The organism is Leclercia adecarboxylata, from assembly GCF_006171285.1.
In the GTDB taxonomy this organism is placed as follows: domain Bacteria; phylum Pseudomonadota; class Gammaproteobacteria; order Enterobacterales; family Enterobacteriaceae; genus Enterobacter; species Enterobacter barmai.
The window spans coordinates 2,298,865-2,312,172 of the sequence record NZ_CP040889.1 but is presented as its reverse complement, the minus strand read 5'-3'; the positions used below and the strand labels follow the sequence as shown (position 1 = coordinate 2,312,172).

Below are 13,308 nucleotides of genomic sequence, written 5' to 3'. Positions count from 1 at the left end.
TTATGTGGTGAAATCAGGCCAGCAGGCGGTAGCCAGGCAGCGTCAGGAAGTCGATTAAGTCATCTGAAGTGGTTATCTGTTCCATCAGGCGCGCGGCGGCGTCGAAGCGACCACTGCTGAAGCGGTGCTCGCCCAGCTCCTCCTGAATGTTCAGCATCTCTTCCGAAAGCATCTGGCGGAACAGGGCTTTGGTAACGGGCTTGCCGTTGCTGAGCGTTTTCTGATGATGGATCCACTGCCAGATAGAGGTACGGGAAATCTCGGCGGTAGCGGCATCTTCCATCAGACCGTAAATCGGCACACAGCCGTTACCGGAGATCCACGCTTCGATGTACTGCACGGCCACGCGGATATTGGCGCGCATCCCCTCTTCGGTGCGCTCGCCCTGGCAGGGCTCCAGGAGCTGTGCTGCGGTGACGGGGACGTCTTCTTCGCGGGTCACGTGGAGCTGGTTTTTGTTATCGCCCAGGATGCGGTTAAACACCTCCATAGCGGTATCTGCCAGCCCCGGATGAGCCACCCAGGTGCCGTCATGGCCGTTGCTGGCTTCCAGCTCTTTATCGGCCTTCACTTTATTCAGCACCTGGGCGTTACGTTCGCTGTCTTTGCTGGGAATAAACGCCGCCATTCCCCCCATCGCAAAGGCGCCGCGTTTGTGGCAGGTTTTGATCAGCAGGCGCGAGTAGGCATTCAGGAAGGATTTGTCCATTGTCACCACCTGACGATCCGGCAGAACGCGATCCGAGTGATTCTTCAGCGTCTTGATATAGCTGAAAATGTAATCCCAGCGACCACAGTTCAGGCCCACAATATGGTCACGCAGGGCATGCAGAATTTCGTCCATCTGGAAAACCGCCGGCAGGGTTTCAATCAGCAGCGTGGCCTTGATGGTGCCGCGCGGCAGTTCAAAACGATCCTCGGTATAACTGAACACCTCACTCCACCAGGCCGCTTCCTGCCAGGACTGCGTTTTGGGCAGATAGAAGTAAGGCCCGCTGCCTTTTGCCAGCAGGTTTTTGTGGTTATGGAAGAAGTACAACGCAAAGTCGAACAGGCTGCCGGGGATCGCTTCACCGTTCCAGGTGACATGTTTTTCCGGTAAATGCAGGCCACGCACGCGGCAGACCAGTACCGCCGGGTTGGGCTTAAGCTGATAGATTTTCCCGGCTTCATTGGTGTGGCTGATGGTGCCGTCAACCGCATCACGCAGGTTGATCTGGCCTTCAATCACTTTGTTCCAGTCTGGCGCCAGTGAATCCTCAAAGTCCGCCATAAAGACCTTCACATTGGCATTCAGGGCGTTGATCACCATTTTGCGCTCTACCGGGCCGGTGATCTCGACGCGTCGGTCCTGCAGATCCTGCGGAATACCACGGATCGTCCAGTCACCTTCACGAATGGAAGCGGTTTCCGAAATAAAATCAGGCAGCTTTCCGTTATCAATGTCTTGCTGCTGCTGGATACGTGCCGCCAGTAATTTATTACGTTTTGGCGTGAAGCGGGTCACCAGCTCGGTAAGGAACTCAACGGCTTCGGCGGTCAGGATCTGCTTTTCCTGCTCGCCATGAGGTTGAGTAAAGGCCAGTTCATCGATAATGATTGCCTGTTGATTCATTGCACTGCTCCTCGTCGTTGATCCGAATTCATTTCCCCCACGCGAACGAAAGATCGTTGTGTAGTTTTCGTTCAGCAAAATTAAGACTATCTTGCTTTGCGTCAAAATCAAAAACTATTTCCATTTTTAATTTAAATAGCAATTAACCTATTGATATAAATGAAATTAAAAATATTTATTGAGACGGAGTGAATTTCGGAAATAAAAAAGGCACCCGAAGGTGCCTTAACTGGAGAGCTGAAACGCTACAGGACGAAGATCGTCAGAGGATTAATCCAGCGTTGGATTCATGTGGCGCAGATCGTATGGTGTGATCTGGTAGACGTAGTAGTTGAGCCAGTTAGTAAACAGCAGGTTGCCATGGCTGCGCCAGGTCGCACGCGGTTTGTTCTGCGGATCGTTTTGCGGGAAATAGTTGTACGGTATGTCCGGATTTAAACCCGCCTCTTCATCACGGAAATATTCGCTCGCCAGGGTATCAGGATCGTATTCCGGATGGCCGGTGACGAAGGCAATGCGCTTGTCTTTGCTGGCAAACAGATAGGCATCGCCCTCTTCGCTTTCCGCCAGGATCTCCAGATCGGTGTAGTCACGAATCAATGCCGCCGGGAAATCGGCATAGCGCGAGTGAGGGGCGAGGAAGGAGTCATCAAAACCCCGGGTCAGCAGCGCATGAGGATGCAGAATATGGTGCTCGTAGACGCCAGAGAGCTTTTCGGTGCGGGTTTGCTTAGGGATGCCGTACAGAATGTTGAGTGCCGCCTGGACAGCCCAACAGACGAACAGCGTCGAGGTAACATGATCTTTGGCCCACTCCAGCACCTGCTTGATCTGCGGCCAGTAGGCAACGTCGTTGAATTCCACCAGGCCAAGCGGTGCGCCGGTCACGATCAGTCCATCGAAGTTCTCGTTACGGATGTCGTCAAAATTACAGTAGAAGTTATTGAGATGCTCTGAGGGCGTATTGCGGGACTCGCGCGCATCAATACGCAGCAGCTGTATATCGACCTGCAATGGAGAGTTCGACAGCAAGCGGAGGAACTGATTTTCCGTCTCGATCTTCTTTGGCATCAGGTTAAGGATAAGCACCTTCAGAGGACGAATTTCCTGACCTGTAGCGCGCGAAGCCGTCATGACAAAGACGTTTTCTTCACGCAAGAAATTGACGGCTGGTAGCTCGTCCTGCACCCGAATCGGCATAACCTTATATCCTCACAGCATACGTATAAACGTTTAGACATCCAGATAGCTGACAATAACCAGGAATCAGGCAAATGTCGAGTACGCAGACGAAAGGTGAGAAAGTTTCAAGGAAGGTAGATCGTAGGCCGGGTAAGGCGGAGCCGCCACCCGGCTTTTCCGCGCATACGGCAAAAAACCCCGTACCTTGCGGTACGGGGTTTTTTTAATTGATGCCTGGCAGTTCCCTACTCTCGCATGGGGAGGCCCCACACTACCATCGGCGCTACGGCGTTTCACTTCTGAGTTCGGCATGGGGTCAGGTGGGACCACCGCGCTACAGCCGCCAGGCAAATTCTGTAATCTGTATCAGCTGAAAATCGTCTCAAATCCACCGAAACAGCTTCGGCGTTGTAAGGTTAAGCCTCACGGTTCATTAGTACCGGTTAGCTCAACGCATCGCTGCGCTTACACACCCGGCCTATCAACGTCGTCGTCTTCAACGTTCCTTCAGGACCCTTGAAGGGTCAGGGAGAACTCATCTCGGGGCAAGTTTCGTGCTTAGATGCTTTCAGCACTTATCTCTTCCGCATTTAGCTACCGGGCAGTGCCATTGGCATGACAACCCGAACACCAGTGATGCGTCCACTCCGGTCCTCTCGTACTAGGAGCAGCCCCCCTCAATTCTCCAGCGCCCACGGCAGATAGGGACCGAACTGTCTCACGACGTTCTAAACCCAGCTCGCGTACCACTTTAAATGGCGAACAGCCATACCCTTGGGACCTACTTCAGCCCCAGGATGTGATGAGCCGACATCGAGGTGCCAAACACCGCCGTCGATATGAACTCTTGGGCGGTATCAGCCTGTTATCCCCGGAGTACCTTTTATCCGTTGAGCGATGGCCCTTCCATACAGAACCACCGGATCACTATGACCTGCTTTCGCACCTGCTCGAGCCGTCACTCTCGCAGTCAAGCTAGCTTATGCCATTGCACTAACCTCCTGATGTCCGACCAGGATTAGCTAACCTTCGTGCTCCTCCGTTACTCTTTAGGAGGAGACCGCCCCAGTCAAACTACCCACCAGACACTGTCCGCAACCCGGATTACGGGTCCACGTTAGAACACCAGCCATTAAAGGGTGGTATTTCAAGGATGGCTCCACGCAGACTGGCGTCCACGCTTCAAAGCCTCCCACCTATCCTACACATCAAGGACCAGTGTTCAGTGTCAAGCTATAGTAAAGGTTCACGGGGTCTTTCCGTCTTGCCGCGGGTACACTGCATCTTCACAGCGATTTCAATTTCACTGAGTCTCGGGTGGAGACAGCCTGGCCATCATTACGCCATTCGTGCAGGTCGGAACTTACCCGACAAGGAATTTCGCTACCTTAGGACCGTTATAGTTACGGCCGCCGTTTACCGGGGCTTCGATCAAGAGCTTCTCCTTACGGATAACCCCATCAATTAACCTTCCGGCACCGGGCAGGCGTCACACCGTATACGTCCACTTTCGTGTTTGCACAGTGCTGTGTTTTTAATAAACAGTTGCAGCCAGCTGGTATCTTCGACTGATTTCAGCTCCACCCGCAGGGGCTTCACCTACATATCAGCGTGCCTTCTCCCGAAGTTACGGCACCATTTTGCCTAGTTCCTTCACCCGAGTTCTCTCAAGCGCCTTGGTATTCTCTACCTGACCACCTGTGTCGGTTTGGGGTACGATTTGATGTTACCTGATGCTTAGAGGCTTTTCCTGGAAGCAGGGCATTTGTTGCTTCAGCACCGTAGTGCCTCGTCATCACACCTCAGCGTTAATAAGGTACCGGATTTACCTGGAACCTCCGCCTACATGCTTAAACCGGGACAACCGTCGCCCGGCCAACATAGCCTTCTCCGTCCCCCCTTCGCAGTAACACCGAGTACAGGAATATTAACCTGTTTCCCATCGACTACGCCTTTCGGCCTCGCCTTAGGGGTCGACTCACCCTGCCCCGATTAACGTTGGACAGGAACCCTTGGTCTTCCGGCGAGCGGGCTTTTCACCCGCTTTATCGTTACTTATGTCAGCATTCGCACTTCTGATACCTCCAGCAAACCTCACAGTTCACCTTCAACGGCTTACAGAACGCTCCCCTACCCAACAACACATAGTGTCGCTGCCGCAGCTTCGGTGCATGGTTTAGCCCCGTTACATCTTCCGCGCAGGCCGACTCGACCAGTGAGCTATTACGCTTTCTTTAAATGATGGCTGCTTCTAAGCCAACATCCTGGCTGTCTGTGCCTTCCCACATCGTTTCCCACTTAACCATGACTTTGGGACCTTAGCTGGCGGTCTGGGTTGTTTCCCTCTTCACGACGGACGTTAGCACCCGCCGTGTGTCTCCCGTGATAACATTCTCCGGTATTCGCAGTTTGCATCGGGTTGGTAAGCCGGGATGGCCCCCTAGCCGAAACAGTGCTCTACCCCCGGAGATGAGTTCACGAGGCGCTACCTAAATAGCTTTCGGGGAGAACCAGCTATCTCCCGGTTTGATTGGCCTTTCACCCCCAGCCACAAGTCATCCGCTAATTTTTCAACATTAGTCGGTTCGGTCCTCCAGTTAGTGTTACCCAACCTTCAACCTGCCCATGGCTAGATCACCGGGTTTCGGGTCTATACCCTGCAACTTAACGCCCAGTTAAGACTCGGTTTCCCTGCGGCTCCCCTATACGGTTAACCTTGCTACAGAATATAAGTCGCTGACCCATTATACAAAAGGTACGCAGTCACACCACAAGGGTGCTCCCACTGCTTGTACGTACACGGTTTCAGGTTCTTTTCACTCCCCTCGCCGGGGTTCTTTTCGCCTTTCCCTCACGGTACTGGTTCACTATCGGTCAGTCAGGAGTATTTAGCCTTGGAGGATGGTCCCCCCATATTCAGACAGGATACCACGTGTCCCGCCCTACTCTTCGAGTTCACAGCAAGTGTGCTTTCATGTACGGGACTATCACCCTGTACCGTCGGACTTTCCAGACCGTTCCACTAACACACAAGCTGATTCAGACTCCGGGCTGCTCCCCGTTCGCTCGCCGCTACTGGGGGAATCTCGGTTGATTTCTTTTCCTCGGGGTACTTAGATGTTTCAGTTCCCCCGGTTCGCCTCGTTAACCTATGTATTCAGTTAACGATAGTGTGTCGGAACACACTGGGTTTCCCCATTCGGACATCGCCGGGTCAAAGGTTCATATCACCTCGCCGGCGCTTTTCGCAGATTAGCACGTCCTTCATCGCCTCTGACTGCCAGGGCATCCACCGTGTACGCTTAGTCGCTTAACCTCACAACTCGAAGCTGTTTCACTTCGCGTTGTGAAAATTTGAGAGACTCGAACACACCTTCATCTGTTCCTGTTACGGAGAACAGACACAGTGTGTCGTTTCAATTTTCAGCTTGATCCAGATTTTTAAAGAGCAAATATCTCAAACATAACTCAGAGAGTCAGTTTTGAGATACTGATTGGTTGTGCCTTTCACTCACACCCAGCAAGTGGCGTCCCCTAGGGGATTCGAACCCCTGTTGCCGCCGTGAAAGGGCGGAGTCCTAACCGCTAGACGAAGGGGACACGATGTGTCACGACTTCGCAGCCGTCTTGCTCGTTACTTTTCATCAGACAATCTGTGTGGACACTACAAAGGCAGGTTCTTTAAGGTAAGGAGGTGATCCAACCGCAGGTTCCCCTACGGTTACCTTGTTACGACTTCACCCCAGTCATGAATCACAAAGTGGTAAGCGCCCTCCCGAAGGTTAAGCTACCTACTTCTTTTGCAACCCACTCCCATGGTGTGACGGGCGGTGTGTACAAGGCCCGGGAACGTATTCACCGTAGCATTCTGATCTACGATTACTAGCGATTCCGACTTCATGGAGTCGAGTTGCAGACTCCAATCCGGACTACGACGCACTTTATGAGGTCCGCTTGCTCTCGCGAGGTCGCTTCTCTTTGTATGCGCCATTGTAGCACGTGTGTAGCCCTACTCGTAAGGGCCATGATGACTTGACGTCATCCCCACCTTCCTCCAGTTTATCACTGGCAGTCTCCTTTGAGTTCCCGGCCTAACCGCTGGCAACAAAGGATAAGGGTTGCGCTCGTTGCGGGACTTAACCCAACATTTCACAACACGAGCTGACGACAGCCATGCAGCACCTGTCTCAGAGTTCCCGAAGGCACCAAAGCATCTCTGCTAAGTTCTCTGGATGTCAAGAGTAGGTAAGGTTCTTCGCGTTGCATCGAATTAAACCACATGCTCCACCGCTTGTGCGGGCCCCCGTCAATTCATTTGAGTTTTAACCTTGCGGCCGTACTCCCCAGGCGGTCGACTTAACGCGTTAGCTCCGGAAGCCACGCCTCAAGGGCACAACCTCCAAGTCGACATCGTTTACGGCGTGGACTACCAGGGTATCTAATCCTGTTTGCTCCCCACGCTTTCGCACCTGAGCGTCAGTCTTTGTCCAGGGGGCCGCCTTCGCCACCGGTATTCCTCCAGATCTCTACGCATTTCACCGCTACACCTGGAATTCTACCCCCCTCTACAAGACTCTAGCCTGCCAGTTTCGAATGCAGTTCCCAGGTTGAGCCCGGGGATTTCACATCCGACTTGACAGACCGCCTGCGTGCGCTTTACGCCCAGTAATTCCGATTAACGCTTGCACCCTCCGTATTACCGCGGCTGCTGGCACGGAGTTAGCCGGTGCTTCTTCTGCGAGTAACGTCAATTGCTGAGGTTATTAACCTCAACACCTTCCTCCTCGCTGAAAGTACTTTACAACCCGAAGGCCTTCTTCATACACGCGGCATGGCTGCATCAGGCTTGCGCCCATTGTGCAATATTCCCCACTGCTGCCTCCCGTAGGAGTCTGGACCGTGTCTCAGTTCCAGTGTGGCTGGTCATCCTCTCAGACCAGCTAGGGATCGTCGCCTAGGTGAGCCGTTACCCCACCTACTAGCTAATCCCATCTGGGCACATCTGATGGCAAGAGGCCCGAAGGTCCCCTCTTTGGTCTTGCGACGTTATGCGGTATTAGCTACCGTTTCCAGTAGTTATCCCCCTCCATCAGGCAGTTTCCCAGACATTACTCACCCGTCCGCCACTCGTCACCCGAAGAGCAAGCTCTTCTGTGCTACCGTTCGACTTGCATGTGTTAGGCCTGCCGCCAGCGTTCAATCTGAGCCATGATCAAACTCTTCAATTTAAGTTTGATGCTCATGAATTAAACTTCGTAATGAATTACGTATGTTCACTCAGAGACTTGGTATTCATTTATTGTCCGGAGACATTAAGAATCCATGTCACTTTGAGTGCCCACACAGATTGTCTGATAAATTGTTAAAGAGCAGTGCAACGCGGCTTTCGCTCACCGTTGCGAGGTGGCGTATATTACGCCTTCCTCTTTCAGAGTCAAGCGATTATTTCACGCTTTTCTCCTCAACCGGCCCGGCTGTTTGTGTGAAGTGATTCACATCCGCCGTGTCGATGGAGGCGCATTATAGGGAGTTCTCTTCAGGCCGCAACCCTTAAATGACAGAAAAATGACTGACTGCTGCATTCCCCAGCAAAACCCCGCCTTATACCTGTTTACACACAGACTTATCCACAATGCGACGAAAAAGTGAAAATGTGCGAGCGTTGCGCAAACGTTTTCGTTAAAATGCTCGCGCTTAATAAAGCGACCCCGCCAGGTGTGTTAGTTGAGTTTTTATGAGGAAAATTCACCTAACGCTCTCTGTAATCGTCAAATCCAGGGGATTTACCATGCAACAACGTCGTCCAGTCCGCCGCGCTCTGCTCAGTGTTTCTGATAAAGCCGGTATCGTCGAATTCGCTCAGGCACTTTCTGCACGTGGCGTAGAGCTGCTGTCTACGGGTGGCACTGCTCGCCTGTTAGCAGATAAAGGCCTGCCGGTAACCGAAGTGTCCGATTACACCGGTTTCCCGGAAATGATGGATGGACGCGTCAAAACCCTGCACCCGAAAGTTCACGGCGGCATTCTGGGTCGTCGCGGTCAGGACGACGGAATTATGGAGCAACATGGGATCGCGCCGATCGACATGGTCGTTGTTAACCTTTATCCGTTCGCCCAGACCGTTGCCCGTGAAGGCTGCTCTCTGGAAGATGCGGTAGAGAACATCGATATCGGCGGCCCAACCATGGTGCGCTCCGCGGCGAAGAACCATAAAGATGTCGCCATCGTCGTAAAGAGCAGTGACTACGATGCCATTATTAAAGAGATGGATGCCAACGAAGGTTCGCTGGATCTCGGGACCCGTTTCGACCTCGCCATTAAGGCCTTCGAACATACCGCCGCGTACGACAGCATGATCGCCAACTACTTCGGTAGCCTGGTACCTGCCTATCACGGCGAAAGCAACGAACCTTCCGGCCGCTTCTCCCGCACCTTAAACCTGAACTTCATCAAGAAGCAGGATATGCGCTACGGTGAGAACAGCCACCAGCAGGCAGCCTTCTATATAGAAGAAGAGGTAAAAGAAGCCTCCGTTGCCACGGCACAGCAGGTTCAGGGCAAGGCGCTCTCCTATAACAACATCGCTGACACCGACGCGGCGCTGGAGTGCGTGAAAGAGTTCAGCGAGCCAGCATGCGTTATCGTTAAGCATGCAAACCCATGCGGCGTGGCGGTAAGCACCTCTATTCTGGATGCTTACGATCGCGCTTATAAAACCGACCCGACCTCTGCGTTTGGCGGCATTATTGCCTTTAACCGCGAGCTGGATGCCGAAACCGCCCAGGCGATCATCTCCCGCCAGTTCGTTGAAGTGATCATCGCCCCTTCTGCCACCGAAGAAGCGCTGAAAATCACTGCGGCAAAACAGAACGTGCGCGTACTGGTTTGCGGTCAGTGGGCGGAACGCGTTCCGGGCCTGGACTTCAAGCGTGTGAACGGCGGTCTGCTGGTTCAGGATCGTGACCTGGGTATGGTGACAGAAGCCGACCTGCGCGTGGTTACTAAGCGTCAGCCGAGCGAGCAGGAGCTGCGTGATGCGCTGTTCTGCTGGAAAGTGGCTAAGTTCGTGAAATCCAACGCCATCGTATATGCCAAAGAGAACATGACTATCGGCATAGGCGCAGGCCAGATGAGCCGCGTCTACTCCGCGAAAATCGCCGGTATTAAAGCGGGCGATGAAGGTCTGGAAGTGAAAGGGTCTGCTATGGCCTCTGACGCCTTCTTCCCGTTCCGTGACGGCATCGACGCGGCTGCCGCTGTGGGTATCACCTGTGTGATCCAGCCTGGCGGCTCTATCCGTGATGACGAAGTGATTGCTGCCGCTGATGAACACGGCATCGCGATGATCTTCACCGACATGCGTCATTTCCGCCATTAATTTCCGGAGCAGAGAATGAAAGTATTAGTGATTGGTAACGGCGGGCGTGAGCACGCCCTGGCGTGGAAAGCGGCGCAGTCTCCGCAGGTAAAAACCGTCTTTGTGGCGCCGGGTAACGCCGGTACGGCTCTCGAGCCTGCCCTGCAGAACGTGGCTATCGGCGTAACCGATATCCCGGCGCTGCTGAACTTCGCCCGGAACGAGAAAATCGACCTGACCATCGTCGGCCCGGAAGCGCCGCTGGTGATTGGCGTGGTTGACGCGTTCCGCGCGGCGGGCCTGACCATCTTCGGGCCGACCGAAGGCGCCGCGCAGCTCGAGGGCTCGAAGGCCTTCACCAAAGATTTCCTGGCGCGTCATAACATTCCGACCGCGGAATACCAGAACTTCACCGAAGTGGAGCCAGCGCTGGCTTACTTACGTGAAAAAGGCGCGCCGATTGTGATCAAGGCCGACGGCCTGGCCGCCGGTAAAGGCGTTATCGTGGCGATGACTCTCGAAGAAGCAGAAGCCGCTGTCCAGGACATGCTGGCAGGGAACGCTTTTGGCGATGCGGGCCACCGTATCGTGATCGAAGAGTTCCTCGACGGGGAAGAGGCGAGCTTTATCGTCATGGTCGACGGCGAGCACGTCCTGCCGATGGCCACCAGTCAGGATCATAAGCGCGTCGGCGATGCCGATACCGGCCCGAATACCGGCGGCATGGGCGCATACTCCCCTGCTCCGGTGGTCACCGACGAAGTACACCAGCGCACCATGGATCGCATCATCTGGCCAACCGTGAAAGGAATGGCTGCGGAAGGTAACACCTACACCGGCTTCCTGTACGCGGGCCTGATGATCGACAAACAGGGCAACCCTAAGGTTATCGAGTTCAACTGCCGCTTTGGCGATCCGGAAACTCAGCCGATCATGCTGCGCATGAAATCCGATCTGGTGGAGCTGTGCCTGGCCGCCTGCGAAGGCAAGCTGGACCAGAAAACCTCTGAGTGGGATGAGCGCGCGTCTCTGGGCGTGGTGATTGCTGCGGGCGGTTATCCGGGCAACTACAACACCGGCGATCAAATCCACGGCCTGCCGCTGGAAGAAATCGATGGTGCGAAAGTGTTCCACGCAGGCACCAGGCTCTCTGATGACGAACTTGTGCTGACCAACGGTGGACGCGTCCTGTGCGCCACGGCGCTGGGCAATACCGTTGCAGAAGCGCAGCAACGCGCCTATGCGCTGATGGCGGATATTCACTGGAACGGCAGCTTCAGCCGTAATGATATTGGTTATCGTGCGATTGCGCGCGAGCAGGGGAAGTAATTTTTCTCCTCACCCTGACCCTCTCCCCATCGGGGGGAGGGAACTTAAAAACTCTTCTCTGTCGGCTGCCAGGTACAGAAATCTTCGTTAGCCACCAGCAGCAGCTGTGACCCTTCAGGCGCTTCCAGCCACGCCACGCTCACTTCCATAGAGGAGTGGCTCTGACGGCGTGCAATGTGTTCCGTTGCCCAGCTATCGAGATCCGGTTTCAGGGTCTGGCCTTCGCACGTAGTGACGGTGCCGTCGGCATGCCAGCGCCCCTGATGCAGCACCACCCTTCCCTGTCGCAGCGCATCGCTGGTCTGGCGAATTTGATCGGCCCGGTAGCGGTAAAGTTCGATTTGATCGGTAGAAAGCTGCTGTTTAAGACCGCCGATTTCGCGCTGCATAAAGCTCAGCTCACCGTGGTCGTCAAAACGTACCCGCACATGCTCGGGGACTTTGCTGTAGATGTTTACGTCGATATAAGCGAGCGTATCGCCCTGCCAGCGGTATTCACTGGTAGTAGTACTTCCGCTATGCCAGGGGCTAAAAGCGGAGAGGAGATGCACTTCGTCGTCTGAGTCTTTACGCCAGACGCGTACCGCGCCCTGATTGTCAGCGTAGCCGCTGGCAGTAAAAGCCGGCAGGGAGGAGTCATGACTGCAGGCGGTCAGTACAAGCACGCCCGCCAGCGCCAGTGCCTGGCGCCAGACAGACAAAAGGGGCGAAACCGCCCCCTCGATAAAACTGTTCACTGCTACGCGGCTTACTTAACTGCGTCTTTCAGTGCTTTGCCAGAAACAAATGCTGGCACGTTAGCTGCAGCGATTTTGATTTCTTTACCGGTCTGCGGGTTGCGGCCAGTACGCTCAGCGCGGTGGTTCACTTTGAAGGTACCGAAACCTACCAGTTGTACAGCATCGCCTTCTTTCAGAGACTCAGTAATTGCAGCCAGGGTGGATTCCAGAGCAGCTTTAGCCTGTACTTTAGACAGGTCAGCTTTGTCCGCAATTACATCAATCAGTTGAGTCTTGTTCATAAGTTATCCTTTCAATGTGTTTATCGCTTGCTAAGCATCGAGTGCGACGAAAATGCCAAAAAAGCACTCTCCTGCATACACGCACCGATAGCCACTTATTTTCGCCCCCCAAATGTAGACCAGACGGGGGGCAGAAGGGAAGAGTAGAGGCATGACAAATCAGGCGTTAAATCACGTTTTGTTGTCTCACTGGTTAAGATTTATACCAATGTTACTCTCGCCTGCCTCACGCAAGTCTGCACGCAGACCTTTAATCAGTTCGATATCGCGTTCTTCACACTCGGCCAGCAAACGGAAAATTTCCCACTGGATATCCCATTCCTGCTCAACGGCCGGGTTCAGACGGAGCTCTTCATCGGTCATTTCACGCTCTGCCTGAGTCATCTCCAGCATCGCCACAGTGGTGATAGAGGCCTTGCTGACTTCGATGGCATGTTCCAGAGTTTCGCCACTCAGACGCGAGTGAATCAGTTCACTTAAGGCCACACAGGCATCAATGGCCGGGTAGACGCCATAGACATCATAGTCATCAGCAACCGGGATCGCCTCTTCCAGCTTATCGAGCTGGGAGTCGAAGTTCACCTTGGCATCTTTGACCGTCAGCGTTTCCCACACCAGATCGAGAATACGGCGATACAGTTGACCATCACCAAATTCAGTCTGCTTGCAGAACATGGCGTAGTTCGGATACATACGTTCGCACAGACAGGCCATAAAAGTGACGTGCTGCCAGCTTTCCAGCTTCTCAAGGCGCAGATGAATCGGGTTTTGTAACATGATGATGTCTCGAATCGAAAATTGGCC

At 53.9% G+C, this 13,308-nt stretch carries 7 protein-coding genes, 1 tRNA gene and 3 rRNA genes; 2 read left to right on the top strand and 9 right to left on the bottom strand.

Features of this window, described 5'->3' with window-relative positions; genetic code table 11:
• Positions 1-13 precede the first annotated feature (13 nt).
• From aceB to FHN83_RS12830, 6 genes are all read right to left on the bottom strand, one after another.
• The gene (gene aceB / locus FHN83_RS12855; protein WP_139563978.1) at positions 14-1,615 is read right to left on the bottom strand and encodes a malate synthase A; all 1,602 of its coding nucleotides are present in this window, start codon (positions 1,613-1,615) and stop codon (positions 14-16) included.
• 270 nt (positions 1,616-1,885) lie between these two features.
• On the bottom strand, positions 1,886-2,815 hold the full coding sequence (metA, locus tag FHN83_RS12850; protein WP_039031905.1) for a homoserine O-acetyltransferase MetA: 930 nt from the start codon (positions 2,813-2,815) through the stop codon (positions 1,886-1,888).
• A 214-nt stretch (positions 2,816-3,029) separates the two neighbouring features.
• Positions 3,030-3,145: ribosomal RNA gene (gene rrf / locus FHN83_RS12845) — 5S ribosomal RNA — on the bottom strand.
• Between the two features lie 64 nt (positions 3,146-3,209).
• A 23S ribosomal RNA gene (locus FHN83_RS12840) occupies positions 3,210-6,113 on the bottom strand.
• A gap of 209 nt (positions 6,114-6,322) precedes the next feature.
• A tRNA-Glu gene (locus FHN83_RS12835) sits at positions 6,323-6,397 on the bottom strand.
• A gap of 87 nt (positions 6,398-6,484) precedes the next feature.
• Positions 6,485-8,025: ribosomal RNA gene (locus tag FHN83_RS12830) — 16S ribosomal RNA — on the bottom strand.
• The 16S, 23S and 5S rRNA genes sit together here with 1 tRNA gene alongside, the layout of an rRNA operon.
• A 560-nt stretch (positions 8,026-8,585) precedes the next feature.
• Here FHN83_RS12830 and purH point away from each other — a divergent pair.
• On the top strand, positions 8,586-10,175 hold the full coding sequence (gene purH, locus FHN83_RS12825; RefSeq protein ID WP_039028899.1) for a bifunctional phosphoribosylaminoimidazolecarboxamide formyltransferase/IMP cyclohydrolase: 1,590 nt from the start codon (positions 8,586-8,588) through the stop codon (positions 10,173-10,175).
• 15 nt (positions 10,176-10,190) lie between these two features.
• The gene (gene purD / locus FHN83_RS12820; protein WP_138371050.1) at positions 10,191-11,483 is read left to right on the top strand and encodes a phosphoribosylamine--glycine ligase; all 1,293 of its coding nucleotides are present in this window, start codon (positions 10,191-10,193) and stop codon (positions 11,481-11,483) included.
• A 44-nt stretch (positions 11,484-11,527) separates the two neighbouring features.
• On the opposite strand, the gene FHN83_RS12815 is transcribed toward purD, so the two are convergent.
• The 3 genes from FHN83_RS12815 to FHN83_RS12805 form a co-directional block, all read right to left on the bottom strand.
• Positions 11,528-12,220: a DUF1481 domain-containing protein gene (locus FHN83_RS12815; protein ID WP_039028897.1), complete on the bottom strand. Its 693-nt coding sequence runs from the start codon at positions 12,218-12,220 to the stop codon at positions 11,528-11,530.
• Between the two features lie 11 nt (positions 12,221-12,231).
• A complete protein-coding gene (gene hupA / locus FHN83_RS12810; RefSeq protein ID WP_002445246.1) occupies positions 12,232-12,504 on the bottom strand; it encodes a nucleoid-associated protein HU-alpha in 273 nt (90 codons plus the stop codon).
• Between the two features lie 186 nt (positions 12,505-12,690).
• Entirely contained in the window at positions 12,691-13,281 is a 591-nt protein-coding gene (locus FHN83_RS12805) for a YjaG family protein (protein ID WP_039028896.1), read from the bottom strand.
• Positions 13,282-13,308 lie beyond the last annotated feature (27 nt).

Excerpts from the sequence above, each read along its gene's own strand:
- aceB (WP_139563978.1), bottom strand. The coding sequence starts at position 1,615 with ATGAATCAACAGGCAATCATTATCGATGAACTGGCCTTTACTCAACCT.
- metA (WP_039031905.1), bottom strand. The coding sequence starts at position 2,815 with ATGCCGATTCGGGTGCAGGACGAGCTACCAGCCGTCAATTTCTTGCGT.
- purH (WP_039028899.1), top strand. The coding sequence starts at position 8,586 with ATGCAACAACGTCGTCCAGTCCGCCGCGCTCTGCTCAGTGTTTCTGAT.
- purD (WP_138371050.1), top strand. The coding sequence starts at position 10,191 with ATGAAAGTATTAGTGATTGGTAACGGCGGGCGTGAGCACGCCCTGGCG.
- hupA (WP_002445246.1), bottom strand. The coding sequence starts at position 12,504 with ATGAACAAGACTCAACTGATTGATGTAATTGCGGACAAAGCTGACCTG.
- FHN83_RS12805 (WP_039028896.1), bottom strand. The coding sequence starts at position 13,281 with ATGTTACAAAACCCGATTCATCTGCGCCTTGAGAAGCTGGAAAGCTGG.